This is a genomic window from Nocardia otitidiscaviarum NBRC 14405 (assembly GCF_000308635.1).
GTDB lineage: Bacteria > Actinomycetota > Actinomycetes > Mycobacteriales > Mycobacteriaceae > Nocardia > Nocardia otitidiscaviarum.
The window spans coordinates 1-17,353 of record NZ_BAGD01000036.1 but is presented as its reverse complement, the minus strand read 5'-3'; the positions used below and the strand labels follow the sequence as shown (position 1 = coordinate 17,353).

11 protein-coding genes are annotated in these 17,353 nt (G+C 69.4%); 7 read left to right on the top strand and 4 right to left on the bottom strand.

Features of this window, described 5'->3' with window-relative positions; genetic code table 11:
- Positions 1 to 28 precede the first annotated feature (28 nt).
- A complete protein-coding gene (locus ON31_RS05700; protein WP_039810023.1) occupies positions 29 to 2,773 on the bottom strand; it encodes an FHA domain-containing protein in 2,745 nt (914 codons plus the stop codon).
- A 104-nt stretch (positions 2,774 to 2,877) separates the two neighbouring features.
- On the opposite strand from ON31_RS05700, the gene ON31_RS05695 reads away from it, so the two are divergent.
- Positions 2,878 to 4,356 carry a neutral zinc metallopeptidase gene (locus ON31_RS05695; RefSeq protein ID WP_051036908.1) on the top strand — a complete coding sequence of 493 codons (1,479 nt, stop codon included), beginning with the start codon at positions 2,878 to 2,880 and terminating at the stop codon, positions 4,354 to 4,356.
- A gap of 32 nt (positions 4,357 to 4,388) precedes the next feature.
- Here the strand turns inward: ON31_RS05695 and ON31_RS05690 are convergent, their stop codons facing one another.
- On the bottom strand, positions 4,389 to 5,882 hold the full coding sequence (locus tag ON31_RS05690) for an FHA domain-containing protein (RefSeq protein WP_039810020.1): 1,494 nt from the start codon (positions 5,880 to 5,882) through the stop codon (positions 4,389 to 4,391).
- Between the two features lie 177 nt (positions 5,883 to 6,059).
- On the opposite strand from ON31_RS05690, the gene ON31_RS05685 reads away from it, so the two are divergent.
- From ON31_RS05685 to ON31_RS05665, 5 genes are all read left to right on the top strand, one after another.
- A complete protein-coding gene (locus ON31_RS05685; RefSeq protein ID WP_039810018.1) occupies positions 6,060 to 7,634 on the top strand; it encodes a serine/threonine-protein kinase in 1,575 nt (524 codons plus the stop codon).
- Between the two features lie 67 nt (positions 7,635 to 7,701).
- Positions 7,702 to 8,931, top strand: a complete 1,230-nt coding sequence (locus ON31_RS05680) for a DUF7373 family lipoprotein (protein WP_051036901.1) — start codon at positions 7,702 to 7,704, stop codon at positions 8,929 to 8,931.
- A 35-nt stretch (positions 8,932 to 8,966) separates the two neighbouring features.
- The gene (locus ON31_RS05675; RefSeq protein WP_147287049.1) at positions 8,967 to 10,175 is read left to right on the top strand and encodes a DUF7373 family lipoprotein; all 1,209 of its coding nucleotides are present in this window, start codon (positions 8,967 to 8,969) and stop codon (positions 10,173 to 10,175) included.
- A gap of 213 nt (positions 10,176 to 10,388) precedes the next feature.
- The gene (locus ON31_RS05670) at positions 10,389 to 10,718 is read left to right on the top strand and encodes a WXG100 family type VII secretion target (RefSeq protein WP_039810012.1); all 330 of its coding nucleotides are present in this window, start codon (positions 10,389 to 10,391) and stop codon (positions 10,716 to 10,718) included.
- Between the two features lie 68 nt (positions 10,719 to 10,786).
- The gene (locus ON31_RS05665) at positions 10,787 to 11,089 is read left to right on the top strand and encodes a WXG100 family type VII secretion target (RefSeq protein ID WP_228808589.1); all 303 of its coding nucleotides are present in this window, start codon (positions 10,787 to 10,789) and stop codon (positions 11,087 to 11,089) included.
- Positions 11,090 to 11,365: 276 nt separating this feature from the next.
- On the opposite strand, the gene ON31_RS05660 is transcribed toward ON31_RS05665, so the two are convergent.
- Together ON31_RS05660 and ON31_RS05655 are read right to left on the bottom strand one after the other, a co-directional pair.
- Positions 11,366 to 12,175: a hypothetical protein gene (locus ON31_RS05660; protein ID WP_147287047.1), complete on the bottom strand. Its 810-nt coding sequence runs from the start codon at positions 12,173 to 12,175 to the stop codon at positions 11,366 to 11,368.
- Positions 12,176 to 12,207: 32 nt separating this feature from the next.
- Complete coding sequence (locus tag ON31_RS05655) at positions 12,208 to 16,233, bottom strand: type VII secretion protein EccC (protein WP_039810105.1); 4,026 nt, start codon at positions 16,231 to 16,233, stop codon at positions 12,208 to 12,210.
- Positions 16,234 to 16,378: 145 nt separating this feature from the next.
- Here ON31_RS05655 and eccD point away from each other — a divergent pair.
- Positions 16,379 to 17,353, top strand: a 975-nt coding sequence (gene eccD, locus ON31_RS05650) for a type VII secretion integral membrane protein EccD (protein ID WP_255221994.1), incomplete at its 3' end; no start/stop codon positions are given.

Below are 17,353 nucleotides of genomic sequence, written 5' to 3'. Positions count from 1 at the left end.
TCACCCGTCGGCACGCGCGGCGCGCCCGTCACGCGGCCGATTTCTTGAGCCGCAGCCGAGACCAGGTGAGCAGCGCGAAGACCAGCGCCAGCACACCCAGCATGCCCACGTTCAGCGCCCAGATCCGCGGTTCGTGCTGCCACAGCTCATCGGGCTGCGCGGCGGCGAACAGTTCACGGATGTTCACCGTGGACGCACCGGCGGCATAGCCCCAGCGTGCCGGGAACAGCCAGGACACCTGCTCCAGAACCACCCGGTCGGTCACCTGGATCATGCCGCCCGCCATCACCAGCTGACACATGATGATGACGACCAGCAGCGGCATCACCTGCTCGTTGGAGCGGGCCAGCGTGGACAGCAGCAGGCCGAGCACCACACAGGTCACCGTGGTCAACGCGATATCGACATACAGCTCGATACTGCCGTTGGGGATGACCGCGCCGGCACCGGGCGCCTTCTTGACCGCCAGCACGATGCCCAGCATGACCGCCGCCTGCAACAGCGCGGCAATGCTGAAGATGACCACCTTCGACATGAGGTACGCGCCCGAGCGCAGGCCGACCGCGCGCTCGCGGAAGTAGATCGCGCGCTCCCCCACCAGATCTCGCACCGTCAGAGTGGATCCCATGAAACAGGCGCCGAGTACCAGCACCACCAGCAACTGCTGGGATTCGCTGCCGCCGACGACCATGAAGGAGCCGTCCGGCATCTGGGTGAGCGCACCCTTCTGGAAACCGTTCTTGCCCGGCACCACCAGTGACAGCCCGCCGAGCACGAACGGCATGACCGCCAGGAAGATGAGATAGCCGCGGTCGGCCAGGATCAACCGCACCTGTCGGCGCGCCAGTGTCGAGAATTGTTTGAAACCACTGGATTTCGGCGGCTTCACCGGTTCGAGCTGTTTCACCGCCGGTGGCGGCGGCGCGAAGGCTTGGCGCGACCGGTAATTCGCGAAGGCGCGATCGGGATCGGCGGCGACCCGGGCGAAGATCTCCGCCCAGTCGTTGGTGCCCAGGAAGTCCTGCACTCCGCCCGGATGCCCGCAGAACGCGGTCTTGCCGCCGGGTGCGAGCAGCAGCACCTGATCGCACATGTCCAGGCAGGCAACGGAATGCGTGACCACGATGACGGTGCGGCCCGCGTCGGCGAGCTCCCGCAGCATGGTCATGACCTGACGGTCCAGCGCCGGATCCAGACCGGAGGTGGGTTCGTCGAGGATCAGCAGCGAGGGACCGGTCAGCAGCTCCATGGCCACCGAGGCACGCTTGCGCTGACCACCCGAGAGCCGGTCGACGCGGGTGTCGGCGTGCTGGGTGAGCGAAAGTTCCGCCAGCACACCGTCGATCACGCGTTTGCGATCTTCCTTGGTGGTATCCGGGGGCAGGCGCAGCTGGGCGGCGAAGCCCAACGCCTGCTTGACGGTGAGCTGGCGGTGCAGCACATCGTCCTGGGGCACCATGCCGATCCGGGAGCGCAGCGCGTCGTATTCGGCGTGCAGATTGCGACCTTCGAAGGTGACCACACCGGCCGAGGGCTGGGTCGCGCCCGCGATGAGTTTGGACAGCGTGGACTTGCCCGCACCCGAGGGCCCGATGAGCGCGGTCAGCGATCCGCGCCCGGCCTGCATGTTCACATCGACGAGCAGCTGTTTGTTGCCCTCGACGGTGAACCCGATGCCGTGTACGTGCAGTCCCTGCTCGGCGACCGGCCGCTGCCGGTGGACGAGGGTGCCCTCCTTGACGACGAAGTCGACATTGCCGATGGTGACGATATCGCGTTCGCGCAGCTCGGCCTGCTGTTGCCGACGACCGTTGACGAAGGTGCCGTTGGCCGACCCGAGATCCTCGATGGTCAGCCCGCCCTGATTGCCCGCGATGAGGCGGGCGTGCTTGCGGGAGGCCAGCGGATCGTTGACGACGATCTGATTGTCCGGCGTACGACCGATGGTGAGCCCGCCCGCGGGCAGCCGATCCGCCCGCGCCACGGGACCTTCGGCGGCCCGGGCGCGCACCGGCGGCAGGGCCGAGACATCGGCCTTGGCCGTCATATTCATGACATCCGGAGCGCCCGCGTGCAGCGGCACTTCCGGCTGCGACGCCGACGGGGGTCGCACCTCCGGCTGCGGCATCGACGGCGGACGCACCTCCGGCTGCGGGGTGGAGGGCGGGCGGTGCATCTGCTGCGGCTGCGACGGCAGCCGGTGCTGCGGCTGCTGATGGGAGGGCTGCTGATGCGCGGGCGGCTGGTGCTGCGCGGGCGGCTGGTGCTGCGGTTGTGACGGCGGCCGATGCAGCGGCGGCTGATTCGTCGGCTGCCGGAAGGCGTGCGGCTGCGCGTAGGGCTGCGGCCGCTGCTGCGGTGGCGGCGGGGTGCGGCGCGGTTCCGGCGGACGCTGCTGCGGCGGCCACTGCTGCTGCGGCGGCGCGGCCGGGTTCGGCGTCGGCCCGCTCCCCCCGCGGGCGGCCTGCGGCAGCAGATGCAGCAGCGGCCCCGTGATGGCGTCGCCCAGGCGCACCTGGGTGGGCCGGTGAATGGCCAGCGGCATGGTGAGCCTGCGAGCGTCCACGAAGACGCCATTGGTGCTGCCGTTGTCGGTGAGCACCCAGGCGCCCCCCTGAAACGACAGGGTGGCGTGTACGCGCGACACGAGAGGGCTGTCCACGAACAGCGCCACCTCGGGTGCCCGTCCCATGGTGACCTGTTGACTCGCGTCGAAGACCCGATCGGTTCCTTCATGACGCACGGTGATCTGCTGCGCCCCCGGTAAAGACATGCTGCGGATACTATTCGATTGCCCGGACTTCGGCGGAGCCCCGAGCGGCAAGCTGTCTACCCTCGGGCGGGAACTGGTCGGCTGGCAAGGGAGTGGATGTGTCGATGCGCCGTACGACCGGCCGATCCTCGCGACGGATCGAACCGGGCGGCCGGACAGCGGCGGCCCTGGCCGTGTTCACTCTGGTGGCCGCGCTGCTGGCCGGATGCACATTCACCGTCGAGGGTCGGGCCGTATCCATCTACGACGATCCGTTCCAAGTGGCCGGTCTGCCCACCACCAGCGGACCCAACGGCCCCCGCGCGGGCGTGCCCGACTCCCCCCTCACCGCCACCAACTCCGACGGCGGCGCCATCGACACACTGGTCCTCAATGCCCTGGAAGATATCCAGACCTATTGGCAGCAGGAGTATCCGAAGGAGTTCGGCAACGAGTTCACGCCGGTGAACACCTTCGTGTCGTGGAGTGCGCGCACCCCTCGCGCCCAGGCGGTGCGCTTCTGCGACGAGACCACCTACCGGCTGGTCAATGCCGCGTACTGCCGCCTCGACAATTCCATCGGCTGGGACCGCGCGGTGCTGCTGCCGACCATGCAGGACACCTTCGGACAGATGTCGGTGGTGATGGTGATGGCCCACGAGTACGGCCACGCCATCCAGACCATGGCCAAGCTGCTCGGCCGCAAGGATCCGGTGATCGTCAAGGAACAGCAGGCGGACTGCTTCGCGGGGGCGTTCATCCGGCATGTGGCCGAGGGCAAGTCGAAGCACTTCACCATCAACACCTCCGACGGGTTGAACTCGGTGCTGGCCGCCACCGTGGCCATCCGCGATTCCGATCCGGAAGATCCGGATAGCGTGCACGGTTCGGCCTTCGAACGCGTGACGGCGGTGCAGATCGGCTTCACCGACGGGGCCAGGAGCTGCAAGGCCATCGATATGGCCGAGATCGAGAGCCGACGCGGAAAGCTGCCGCAGGACTTCGGCGATGACGCCAACCGCGGCGAATCCGAAGTCGGCCAGGGCACTCTCACCGAGCTGGCGAAGGCCATGGCGGCCATCATGCCGATCGCGGACGAGCCCAAGTACGACTACGACACCGCGAATCTCGACTGCCGCAACGGCGCCGACACCGTGCCGGTGACCTACTGCCCGGCCACCAACACCATCGGCACCGACCTGTCCGCGCTCGCCGATCGGGGGGCGGCCGATGCCGAAGAGCAGGACGGACTTCCGGTCAAGGTGACCGGCGACTACAACGCGTACGTGGTGTTCATCTCCCGCTACGCGCTGGCCGTACAGCACGCCGCCGGTCAACGGCTCACCGGCGCGAAGACCGGCCTGCGGGCCGCCTGCCTGGCCGGGGTGATCACGGCGGAACTGGCCGATCCGGATACGCGAACCCAGGCGAGCATCACACTCTCCCCCGGCGATCTGGACGAGGCGGTCTCCGGTCTGCTCACCGACGGCTTGGCGGCCAGCGATACCGAGGGCAAGACCGTGCCGAGCGGATTCTCCCGGGTGGACGCGTTCCGCGCCGGAGTGCTCGGCAGCCGCAACACCTGCGACGCGCGCTACAGCTAGCGGCGGTCGCGCTGTCGCGACGCATCACCCGACTACCCGAAGGGCGGCGGCGCGACGGGTTCCAGGCGCAGTACGCGGTTGCCGAGCAGCACCTCCGCGCCGTAGGTCAGCGCCATGGGCTGGTGGGGTTGCAGCCGCACCCAGTCGTGGTAGCCGGGCAGGCGGACGCGGGTGCCGTTGGTGGAGCCGCGGTCGACCACCGTGACATCCCAGTTCACCAAACGGATTTCGACGTGCGCGCGGGACATTCCCCCGGAGGCGTCGTCGACGCGCAGCGGCACCAGGCCCGCCCGTGCCGCCTCGGACTGCTCCGGATCGCGTCCCACCACCGCATCCGCCGTGAGCATGTAGGTCATGCCGTCGTCGAGCAGCAGCATGCCCAGCGGCGGGCGGATCACCTCGGCCAGCGGCTGGGTCTGGTCCACCGGCATCCCGCACACACTGCAGAACGCCGACCGAGGATCACTGGGATGCGCACGCGCGCATCTGAATCCGAGCACCTTCACGGTGAGGGCCGTGGCCTTGGCCGTGGCATCCAGGCGGCGCCGCAGATCCGGGTCCGGTGTGGGCGCGGGATTGGTGCCACCCAGCTCGGTCGGGGCGCGGTGCGGGTCGAAGTCACCGGTATCGGCCGAATCCGATTGCGCCCCGGCGGGACCGGTGCGCGGCACGGACTGTGATCCCGCGCCGAGGTTCGCACTCGAGCCGTGACCGCCGACCGCACCGGCATCCGGGTCGGTGTGCGCACCCGACTGCGTCGACGCACCCTCGGCGACCTCGAACTCGGCGGGCAGCTGGGTCGAGGTGCGGGTCGGCGTGAGATCCGGATCGTATTCCGGCACAGCACGATCGGTGATCAGATCGAAGGCGGCCGTCGGTGGCGGCGCGGCATGTCGACCCCGGGGCGACTCACCCGGCTCCGGGGCGCTGTGCCGCCCGCCGCCCCCGAACTCCACCCCGTGCGACGGGATCGCCCGCCGACGCACCGGCAGCGGTTCGCCCTCGAACCACACCACCGCGCCACCGGCCTGCGCGACACCCTCGACGAGTGAGCCGATACCTCGCTGCGGCAGTTCCGGCACCCGTCCTCGGCCGTCGTCGATATAGAGCGCCGCGGCCAGCGCCGGATGTTCGGCGACCCGGTCCACGGTGAAGGCGGCGTCACTACCCCGGTAGTACTCGACCGACTGTCCGGCCAGCACCGCGGTCACCGCACCGTGCAGGAAGACGGCCACACCGCCGGTGTCGGCGGCCGACAGTATCCCGAAGTCCACGGACTGCCCCGGCGAGATCCGCTCGGCCTCCTTCATGAGCCACCGGGTGGCCTGCCGCGCGACCAGCCGGCCGGGACCGTCGGGAGCCTCCTCGGTGGCCTCCGCGACCAGATCACCCAGCGCCCGGGCGGCGACGGCGGCCCGGGATTCGGATGTGAGTCTGCCGCTCTCCCGATGCGCCACCAGAATGACGGCACCCGCCACCCGGGTGAGCACATGACTGCCCGCGACCACCTCGACCTGCCGATCCATCACAGGAATCGGCCCCGGAACGACGGGCGGCGGGCGAGGTTCAGCACAGCATCAGGTTACGTGGCCGCCCACTGTCGCGTTCGGACCGGGATTTCTTTGCCGAGCCTCTCCGCGAAGCCGTCCAGTATGCTCGCCGAGAGCATCGAAGGCCCCCAGTCGACCAGGAGTTCGCGAGTTATGGCGATGAGCCCCGGCACCATCGTCGGCGGATACCGGATCGAACGGGTGCTCGGCTCCGGCGGCATGGGCACCGTCTACCTGGCCAAACACCCGCAACTGCCGCGCATGGACGCGCTCAAGGTACTCAGCGCCGATCTGTCACGTGACCGCGAGTTCCGTGGCCGTTTCGAACGCGAGGCGAATATCGTCGCGGGACTGGATCATCCGAATATCGTGTCGGTCCACAATCGCGGCGAGGAGAACGGCCAGCTGTGGATCGCCATGCAGTACGTGGAGGGCACCGATGCCTCCGCGGAGCAGAAGCGCGATCCGCACAGCATGACCCCGCTGCGGGCGCTCAATATCATCGCCCAGGTGGGGCGCGGCCTGGACTACGCGCATCGCAAGGGCCTGCTGCACCGCGACGTCAAACCCGCCAACTTCCTGCTCTCCGCGGCCGGTGGGGACGAGGAGGAGCGCGCCCTGCTGGCCGATTTCGGTGTCGCCAAGTCCACCGAGGACACCATCGAACTCACCCAGACCGGCAGTTTCGTCGCCACCATCGCCTATGCGCCGCCGGAGCAGCTGGCCGGACAGCCGCTCGACCACCGCGCCGACATCTACAGTCTGGCCTGCTCCTTCTACAAGCTCCTCACCGGCCAGAACCCGTATCCGGCAACGCAACCCGCACTGGTCATGATGGGTCACCTGCACGAGCCGCCACCGCGCGCCACGGCCGTGAACCCGCATCTGCCGGAGGCCATCGACCACGTGATCGCCCGGGCGCTGGCCAAGAATCCGGCGCACCGCTTCGGCAGCTGCCGTGAACTCGCCGACGCGGCGGCCGAGGCCCTCACCCCCGGCTACCGACCGGTCCGCACCACCACCTCCCCCACATATCCCGTGCAGGTCGCACCGCCGAGCATGCTGACGGGCCCGCAGGAGTCCGGGCCGCATATGGCCACCCAGGTCTCCCAGCCCGGGCGGGTGGTCGGTGCGCCCGGCAGGCGCCGCCGGGGTCTGCTCGTAGGGGCCGGTGCCGCGACGGTGGCGGTCGCGCTCGCCGCCGGGATCGGCGTCTGGTCGCTGCGCGACGACACCCCGACCGGGGACGGGACCACCACGGCGGCAGCACCTTCCAGCACCACGGCGATCGCGCTGACCTCGCTGGAGCAGGCCCGCGAGGCGAATCCGGCCTTCCACGGCAAGACCATCACCATGGTGGACGTCACCGAGTCGCGGAAGTTCTCCATCTACCTCGGCGGCACCCCGCAGACCCAGTTCCTCGCCGATCTGGGCTTCGTCTACAACCTCGACCTCACCCGGCAGGGCGATGAGCCCTCACCGCGCCCGGCGACCGAGTACGGTTCGCTGAAAGCGCCCGCCGACTCCTACATCATCGCCGTGCGCAGCGACGAGAAGGCCGGCGGCGGTGGACTTCTCGGCCTGCCCCACGAAATCACCGGCTCGCGGGCGGTGGTGATTCCGCTGGACACCCCGGCGGCGGTGGCGGCCGTGCGCAACTGGACGGCGGATTCCGAGCGCGTCCTGCTGGCCGAACTCGTACCGGTACTCCAGAGCCGCGTGAAGTAGGGTGGGGCACGTCGTCAGCAGCCGAGTCGCCCGCGACACCCGCGACTCGGTGTAGGGAGGGGAGCCCATGCGTCTACTGGAGCGTGCGCTGTGCGCCGCCGGACTCGCGGCGGCCGTGGCGCTGACCAGCGCCTGCGGATCGGAGCCGGAGAGCCCGCCGATCCCGGAACCGGCCGTCGATCTGGCCTCCCTCGATGTCGGCGGTTTCGACACCGAACCGAAGCCCTACGGCACCGCCGACGAGATCGAGCTGGCCAAACTCGTCGAGGCCGAACGGCTCGCCAACTACCTGCCGCTGCCGTGGGAGATCATGCCCGAGGCGAAATACGCGGCCTCCGCCATGGGCGGCGCCATCCGCCCGTTCATCGGCTTCGACACCTCCGCCATCGGGACGCGCACCACGGCCGACAAGGACGCCATGCGCGAGGCCGCGCCGGGATTCGTGGCGGGGTTCGTGACCACCGGCCGGTCCGACGATATGCCGAGCCTGTCCTACGAGCTGGACAATCTGGTCCTGATCTTCTCCGACGAACAGGCGGCCACGGCCGCGGCCACGGCGCTGGGTGAACTGGATCTGGCCGCGTCGGAGGACAACACACCGGTGACGATTCCGCGCTATCCGGAGGCCGTCGCCTACACCACCGACAACATCTCCGGCCCCGGGCAGATTCGATCCTGGTACGCCACCGGCCGATTCGTCATCTTCACCTATGTCTTCGATTCGGTCATGGCCGAACTCGGGGAAGCGGATCACGCCAAGCTGATCGAACGCGTGGAACGCAGTATCGAGACCATCGCGCCGCGGGTCGCCGAATTCCCGGTCACCCCGGTCGATCAGCTGACCCAGCTGCCGGTCGACCCCGACGGCGTGCTGGCGCGCTCGCTGTTCACCGTGCTCGACGACGGCGCACAGCGCGGCATTCCCGGGGTGTACGAACGACAGGGCGGGCTGCACATCTCCATCGCGCCCGAACTCGACGCACCGCTGTTCGAGCGGACCGGGGTGGATCGGGTGGCCTGGCGCGGCGCGTACGTCTACCGCACCCGCGACGCGGCGGCCGCCCGCGAGTTCGTCGCCGACCGGGCCGAGACCACCCGGAAGTTCGTCCGTGTCGACGCACCGACCGGACTGCCCGACGCCCAGTGCCGCCACGCGGTCACCGCGAACGATTTCGAGATCGCCTACTACTGCTACGTCTCGTACGGCCGCTATGCCGCCGAGGTCGCGGCCAATCAGCTGCTCGACGCCCAGCAGCGGATATCCGCGCAGTACGCCCTGCTCGTCAACAGCGAATGACGACGCCGCAGTACGACACCACGCCGAGGATGACCATGTTTTCACGACGTATCCGGCTCACGGCCCTGGTGGCGGCGGTCTGCGCGGCGGCGGGTTGCGCTGCCGTCGACGGCACCCCGGCGGCGGGCGAAATCGATGTGCGCACACTGGATGTCGGCACGTATCCGACCGAACCGCTGGATATGCGCTACACCTACTACAACGACCTGAGCGCGGGTACCAAGCTGGCCGTCATGCGCTTGGCGGGACAGGTGGCGAACGGGCTCGAACTCGACGACCGCTTCACCTACGCCACCGGCACGCTGGCCATCACCGACGCCGAGTCCGCCACCAAACTGCTGGCCGATGTCACCCAGCCGATACTGGAAACCCATCGCCTGCTGTACGGCTACGCGGTGGGCCACGCCTCGCAGGACACGGACGAGAACGACAAGACACCGAAGGACGCCGACGCCGTCACCATGACGGTGCTCCAGTTCCCGAGCGAGGCGGCGGCGGCCGCGGCCGCCCAGGAGATCGAGGCGGCCGACTTCGCGGTGGCGGCCGCCGAGAACGAGCCGGTGACGCTGTCGAAATATCCTGAGGCGCACGCGCATTGGCGTCCCGGCGTAGCCAGTCTCGGCACCGCGGTGGCGCGCTCGAACTACGTGGTGAATCTGCTGCTGCGCGTGCGCGATCCCGACCTCGCCCAGCTGACCGCCCTGACCGAGAAGATGCTCGACGCTCAGCTGCCACTGCTGGACGAGCTGCCGCCGCTGAGCCGCGAGGACATCCTGCGCCTCGAGTACGACACCGACGGCATGCTGCGGCGCACCCTCAATCCCGATGGCTTCGGCCACCCGGACACCAAGACGCAATTCGTGGTGGGAGCGCGCGGCTTCCTGCATCTCGCCGCGGACCAGCGGCACTGGTCGCCGATCGTGGCCGAGGCCGGAGTGGACCGGTTCGCGGTGACCAGTGCCATGTCGAGCGCGTCGATGCTGTTCCGCGCCCGGGATACCGCGGCCGCCGACGATCTCGTCGCGGTGATCCTGAACAAGGCGTATCCGGAACCGGCGGACGCTCCGGCCGGGATTCCGCACGCGGTGTGCGGGGAGAGCCCGATCCAGGACGACTACGACATCAAACGGTTCCGGTGCGCGGTGAGCTATCGCCGGTACGTGGCGACCGTGGAGAGCGATCAGCTCGCGGACGCGCATCAGCGAGCTGCCGCCCAGTACGCGACGCTGGCCAATAGCTGGTAGTCACGCACCGTGATCAGGTGCTGGTCGGTCGGCTTCAATGTGGGATTAGTCTCGCGCCGAACCGCCTGATATTCGCGCATCAAGGCTGGTCAGACACCCCGCGCGTCGGCTAGGGTGCTGACAAATTGCTGAAACAGGGGTGGAACCGCAGGGCCGTGACCCGCGTCCAAGACTGTGTACGGGTCGTCCGCCCGCGAATCGAAAGGAGGCACCGTGGCAGGTGCATTCGAGGCCAGTAATGAGCTCATCCAGGTCAAGGCCCAGGAGTTCAAGAAGACGCACGAGATGCTGATGGGCCAGATCCGTCAGCTCAAGGCCGATGAGGACGCCATCACCACCGGCTCCAACTGGAAGGGCGGCGCGGCCGACGCCTTCAACGCCTTCATGGAGCGCTACTACTTCCAGGCCGACCGGCTCAACGACAAGTTGATGCAGACCGCCGAGAGCCTCATCAAGGCCGGCTCCAACTACGAGGAGCACGACCTCGACTACGCGGCCCAGGTGAAGGCGCAGGTCTCCAGCCTCGACCTGCCCCCGGTGTAGCCCACCGCACACCCGGCCTCTTTTCGACCTCCCCCGAAACTCTCGACCTCCCGAGTAAGGACACAGCTATGGCAGGCTCCATGGGTCAGATCATTTCCGCCCAGTTCGCGGGCGTGGAGCAGAACGCGAACACCATCATCAAGCGCGCGGAGAACCTGCGCGACCAGCTCGAGGCCTTCCACCGCAGCGTGGAGGAGTTCGTCGCCAACAACTGGAAGGGTGACGCCAACGAGGCGTTCGCCGATCTCCAGCGCACCTGGCGCTCGCACACCGACCAGCTCAACGCCACCCTCTCCGGTGCCGCCACCCTGGTCCGCACCGGCAACGCCGAACTCCAGGCCAAGGACACCGCCCTCGCGGGCCTGTTCTGAGGCAGCCCGACCCCCGCGGGTGCCCCGGTCCACAGCCGGGGCCTCCGTCACCTGCTCGGGGCGCGCTCGCGACCCCTGTCGCCGATTGACGCCCGCCGAGGGATGCCGCTCGACCACGACCACTCCATCCGTACCACCCCCATGCTGCTGGCCGAACAGCAGCGGTCGAGGCTGCTCGTCGACGCCGATTCCCGGTGCCGCGCAGCGACGTTGGGCCGTGGCTGTGGTGAATTTGTCCTCCGCTTCGATGCGGGCGGGTTCGCGGCGCGGCGCGAACTACGCGCCCGGGTCGCGGGACAGCCGGGAGTCCTCCAGCCAGCGGATATCGGTCGGGCGGCGGCCGGTCGTGAGGAGGGCGCGTAGGGTCCGCGGCGGAACCGCCTCCCTTTCGCCGAGCACGATGGTGCGCGTGGGCGGGCAGTCGTCCACCGCCCGCTCGAGCAGTTCCGCGAGCCCGTCGGCGGCGGTTCGCTGGAACGGTTCGGTCGCGCCGCGCTGGAACGATTCGGTGGCGCCGCTCAACGGTTCGTATTCGCAGCGTTCGATCCGGGCGCTGTTCGGGGTGCGCGCGACCACGGTCGCCGTGGTGGACGTGGAGCCGAATTCGAGGACCAGGACCCGCTGCTCGTAGCCGGTGGCTGGCTCGGCGCTGGCGGCGCGAACGGCCAGCGTGTCGAATTCGACTGTCGCGCCGCATCGCCTCGCCGCCGCGCGCAAGACCGCCAGGGGACGCGCGCCCCAGGCTGTCGGACAGGCCGCGGTGATCCGCTGTGGGCCGGACAGCCGCAGGCTCGATAATTGCGGGCCGGACAGCTCCGGGCTGGGTAGCCGCAGGCTCGTCAGCGCGTGCCGCAGCACCGCCGTCCAGGCGTCCACCACGGTCGGCAGACAGTACCCGTCGCGGCCCAGATACCCCCTCGTGTCCCCGGCAGCCCGGTGCGCGAAGGCGATTCGATCGGAGTCGGCGAAGGCGACGAGCGAGGCCCCCAGGCTCGGCGGCACACCGGCCGTCAGCCCGGTTCCGGCGCTGGCCGGGGCGACGGTCGGCGGTCCGTCCCAACAAATTTCGCGCGTACAGGCCCGCACGCGCCTCTCCGTGACAACCAGGTCGACGGTCATCACACCGGCGGCAGCCAGCCGAGCTGAATGAGCTCCTCGGCGGCGCGGGTGACGTAGGTGCCGCGCCCCGGCGGTTGCGGCGACGGGCGGACCGAACTCACGAGGGTGCCCTCGTCCCGGCTGCAACTCATGATCAGCGCCGCCGAATTGAGCTCCTTCATGCGATTGAGCGTGGACTCGTACATGGCACGCCCCGCACCACCGGACCGCCGCGCCACGATCAGGTGGAAGCCCAGGTCACGGGCATGTGCGAGCTGGTCCACCAGGGCGTGCAGCGGATTGCCGGAGGAGGTGGCCACCAGGTCGTAGTCGTCCACGATGACGTAGAGTTCGGGCCCCGACCACCAGGAGCGGTCCTTGAGCTGCTGCGGCGTGACGTCCGGCCCGGGCGTGCGCTGGGCGACGTAGGCGGCCAGATCGGTCATGTTCTGGGTGAACTGCGGTGCGGTGGAGGCGTATCCGGCCTGGTAGCCCTGCGGGATGGTGCCGAGCATGCCGCGTCGGTAGTCCCCCACGATGAGCCGCGCCTGATCCGGGGTGTTCGCGGCGCAGATGGACTGCACCAGGGCGCGCAGCAGCGTGGTCTTGCCGCACTCCGAATCGCCGATGACCAGGAAGTGCGGGCTGGCGGCGAAGTCGAGGTAGACGGGGGCGAGTTCGGATTCGTTGATGCCGATCGGGAAGCGCAGGCAGGCGGCCCCCGGGTCCACGTCGGCGGGCCAGTTCCCGGCCATCCGCAGCAGGTCTTCGCGCGGCAGCCGCTCGGGCAGCATGCGCACCGGCGGCGCGGCCCGGCCGGGGGTCGCCGCGGCGATGGCCGCCACCGCCCCGGCCACGCCGGTGCCCAGGGTCACCGGATCGGAGACGCCGTCGACCCGCGGCAGCGCGGTGAGCATGTGCAGGCAGTCCGGCGTCATACCGCGACCGGGACGCCCCATGGGCACCAGCGCGGCGAATTTGCGGCCGAGATCCGAATCCATGGGATCGCCGAGGCGCAGTTCGACACGGGTGCCGATCTGATCCTTGAGCGCGGGTCGCGCCTCCGGCCATCGCGCCAGCGTGATGACCACGTGCACACCGTAGGAAAGCCCCTGGCCCGCAAGGTTCATGACGGTCTGTTCCAGGGTCTCGAACTCCTGACGGAAGGTGCCGTAGCCGTCGATGACCAGGAAGACGTCGCCGAAGGGATCCTGCTGGGCTCCGGCGGCGGCCGGGCTGGCCGTCGGATCGTCGGCGCGCAACCGCCGGAACTCCGCCATGGATTCGATGCCGAGCTGCCGGAACCGCGCCTCGCGCTGGCGCACCAGGGTGACCATCTCGGCGACGGTGCGCCGCACCTGGTCCGCGTCGAGCCGACTCGCCACCGCGCCGACCTGCGGCAGCCCCTGGAGCCCGACCAGGGTGCCGCCGCCGAAGTCGAGGCAGTAGAACTGGATCTGCTCGGCGGTATGGGTGAGCGACATGGCCATGATCAGCGACCGCAGCGCCGTCGACTTGCCGGACTGCGGTCCGCCGACCACCGCCACATGCCCGCGCGATCCGGACAGGTCCACCACCAGCGGATCGCGCCGCTGATCGTAGGGCCGGTCCACGATGCCGATCGGCGCTCGCAGCGTCGCCACCGGGGCGTGCTCACCGGTGAGCACCGACCGGGGGATGAGCTGATCCAGGGTCGGGGCGTGGTCCAGGGGCGGCAGCCAGATCTCGTGCGCCGCCCGCCCGTGTCCGCGCACCCGGGACACCAGCATCTGCAGGTTCGAGATCTGCTCGGCGTCGGGTGCCGGCTCGTCGAGCACCGGCTCCGGCGCGGCCGGAAGATAGTCGCCCGCACGGTAGTCCACGTGCGTGGCGGTGAACGGTCGCGCCGCCACATCGACCGCCGGCGTCCCGCCGCCGACGCTCGGTTCGCGGTGCGACCCGCCGCCCACATACGGCCCGGACACGTACGCGGACTGGAAGCGCACGATCTCCCCGGAATCGGACTTGAGGTAGCCGCCGCCGGGATTGTTGGGCAGGTTGTAGGCGTCCGGCACCCCCAGCACCTGGCGGGACTCGTTGGCGGAGAAGGTCTTCAGTCCGATCCGATAGGACAGGTGACTCTCCAGGCCCTTGAGCCGCCCCTCCTCCAACCGCTGCGAGGCCAGCAGCAGGTGCACGTGCAGTGACCGGCCCAACCGCCCGATCATGGTGAACAGCTCCGCGAAGTCCGGATGTTGGGAGAGCAGTTCGGAGAATTCGTCCAGCACCACGAACAGCGCGGGCATGGGGTCGAGATCCGCCCCGGCCGCCCGGGCCTTCTCGTATTCGGACACATTGGCGAAATTCCCCGCCGCGCGCAACAGTTCCTGGCGGCGATTCATCTCACCCGCCAGGGCGTCGCGCATGCGGTCCACCAGATCGGCTTCCTCTTCGAGATTGGTGATGATGGCGGCGATATGCGCTACCCCGTCCAATCCGAGGAATGTCGCGCCGCCTTTGAAGTCGACGAGGACGAAGTTCAGCTGATCCGGCGAATGGGTGGCAATCAGCGAAAGCACCAATGTGCGAAGAAATTCCGATTTGCCGGAACCGGTCGCGCCAATGCACAAACCATGCGGGCCCATTCCGCCCTCGGCGGCCTCTTTGATATCGAGGACGACCGGCAATCCATCGGCCCCCACCCCGAACGGCACCCGCAGTCGCTCCCGGCCGTAGCGCGGCCGCCACGCCTGCTCCGGGTTGAAACCGCCGATATCCCCGAGACCGAGCAATTGCGCCCAGGAGGAGATGACCTCCCCCTCGTCCCCGGTGGGTTCGGTTCCGCGCTGCACCACCGGCCGATACGGAGCCAGCCGCCGTGCCGCCCGCTCCGCCTCCCGCGCGGTGACCCGGTCGATCCGGGCGAAGCGCTCCATGGCCCCGGTCGCGCCCCGGCCCGAACACTCACCGTCCTCCACCACCATCTGGATACCGCGCGAAACTGCCAGGCGCGGAGCGTAATTGCACAGGTCGACGACGGTCACCCCCTCGAATCCGGTCTCCCGCAACGGATCCTCGTCGGCTTCCAGCAGCCCGCCGTCCACCACGACCACCACCTGCACCAGGGCGGGGTCGGGCGGCTGATTGCGCGAGTAGCGAATCCGGTTGTGCAGCAGCGGACGCAGGCCCGCGTGCGCCTGCCGGATGGAGCCGTAGACCATACGCTCGGAGCCGACGCCGTCGCACGCCTCCGGATGCTGGCTGTGCGGCAGCCATTTCACCCACTCCCATTCGCGCGCGGTGTCGGGACCGCACACCACCGCGATCAGCACCTGGTCGGGGCCCTGGAACATGGCCAGTTGCAACAGCATCGCGCGCGTCATATCCCGCGCCTGCGCCCGATCGCCGCCCAGCTGGATACTCGCGAAACCCTTCACCGCGATGGCGGTGGGCAGGTCCGGCACGGTGGAGTGGGTGCGCACGAACCGCCGCAGCGACACCGCCGCGATGGGCTCCAACTCCTCCACCGGCCCGGTCTCCGGCGCGACCAGCCGAGTGGCGAGCCGCTGCCCGCCCACCCCGATGCGCGCATGGCAGAAGTCCTTGTCACCCGGCCTGCGCTCCCACATGCGGGTGGTCCCGGCCAGCATCCAGACCAGGCCGGGCTCGGGATGGCTCCACTGGACCGCGGCGCGCTGCCGCGCGGCGGTCTCGGCCACATCCCGACGCACCTGGTCCAGATAGCGCAGATAGTCCTTGCGGTCCTCGTCGGCCTCGGCCGCCTTCTGTCCCTTGCCGCCCTGCCCGGCATACATGCCGACCATGGACACCACCATCATCATGGGGAACATGAGGCTCATGGGATTGGTGGCGATCCCGCTGCCGGAGGTGAACAGCAGCACCACCATGCCGAGCATGCCCACGACCATGACGAGCGGCATGAGTTTGGTGAACAGATTCGCGGGAATGTTCCGGGGAATTTCCGGCGGCGGCTGCAATGTCACCTCTCCGCCGGGAGAACGCGGAACCTCCCGGCGGGGACGGCGCTGAAACCGGACGGTGCTCATCTGACGGAAATCCCCCATAGGGTTCGTGACCAGACTGCCGAATTCGGCCTCAGTGTACGGCCAGCATCCGACATGACGTACAGTGCGGGCAGCAATTCCGCACATCACGGCGTCGCCGCGAATCGGCGAACTCGCCGATAAAGAGGTGACAGCGAAAGTTGGCGACAGCGTGAACGCGCGAATGGATCAACTCGACGACGCCCGCGGCACCGTCCGCGCCCCCGACCTGGCACGGGTCACCATCCTGGCCAAACACACCCAGGTGGATACCGCCATTCCGCTCGATGTGCCGGTCGCGCTCGTCATTCCCAGCGTCGTCGACATGGTCGCCCAGCACAGCCGCGCCAACGACTTCGACCACGACGACGAGGATGTCGAACCGCACGAATGGGTGCTCGCCCGCATCGGTGAACCGCCCCTGGCCAACTCGCTCAGCCTGACCGAGCAGGGGGTGCGCGACGGTGAACTGCTCATGCTGGAGAGCGCCGAACACATCGCTCCCACACCGCTGTTCGACGACATCATGTACAACGTCGCCATCGCCGACGCCGACCACTACCGGGGCTGGACGCCCGGCACGGCGCGGCTGACCGGGTCGGTGCTGGCGGTCGCCGCCACGCTGGTCGGCTGCCTCGGACTGCTCGCCGCGCCCGATGCCGCTCCCGGCTGGGTGAGCGGTGCGGTGGCGCTGTTCGTCACCGTGCTGCTGGTCGTGGCGAGCACGGTGCTGGCGCGCCTGTACGACGACGGCGGGACCGCGCTGGTGCTGGGCGGGTGCGCGCTCCCGCTGGCGGCCACCGCGGGGATGCTCTTCGTGCCCGACCACTACGGCTGGGCCAACCTGCTGCTCGGCGCGGCCCTGCTGGGCGCGGTGGCGATCCTGGCCTGGCGCGGGGCCGGGGTGGGCCCCGGCCTGTTCCTCGGCGTCGCCACGGTGACGGTGTACGCGGTGCCCGCCGCACTGGTCGGTCTGCTCACCGACCTGCCCGTACGCTCCATCGGGGCGGGTGCGGCCGGGCTCGGGCTGGCCGGGCTGGCGCTCGCGCCCCGGCTGTCCATGCTGCTGGCCGGGCTGCCGCTGCCGCCGGTCCCCGCGCCGGGCACGCCCATCGACCCCACC

Bases quoted from the DNA above. Each gene is read 5' to 3' on its own strand.
- ON31_RS05675 (WP_147287049.1), top strand. From the start codon at position 8,967: ATGTTTTCACGACGTATCCGGCTCACGGCCCTGGTGGCGGCGGTCTGC.
- ON31_RS05695 (WP_051036908.1), top strand. From the start codon at position 2,878: ATGCGCCGTACGACCGGCCGATCCTCGCGACGGATCGAACCGGGCGGC.
- ON31_RS05685 (WP_039810018.1), top strand. From the start codon at position 6,060: ATGGCGATGAGCCCCGGCACCATCGTCGGCGGATACCGGATCGAACGG.
- ON31_RS05690 (WP_039810020.1), bottom strand. From the start codon at position 5,882: ATGGATCGGCAGGTCGAGGTGGTCGCGGGCAGTCATGTGCTCACCCGG.
- ON31_RS05655 (WP_039810105.1), bottom strand. From the start codon at position 16,233: ATGAGCACCGTCCGGTTTCAGCGCCGTCCCCGCCGGGAGGTTCCGCGT.
- ON31_RS05665 (WP_228808589.1), top strand. From the start codon at position 10,787: ATGGCAGGCTCCATGGGTCAGATCATTTCCGCCCAGTTCGCGGGCGTG.
- ON31_RS05680 (WP_051036901.1), top strand. From the start codon at position 7,702: ATGCGTCTACTGGAGCGTGCGCTGTGCGCCGCCGGACTCGCGGCGGCC.
- ON31_RS05700 (WP_039810023.1), bottom strand. From the start codon at position 2,773: ATGTCTTTACCGGGGGCGCAGCAGATCACCGTGCGTCATGAAGGAACC.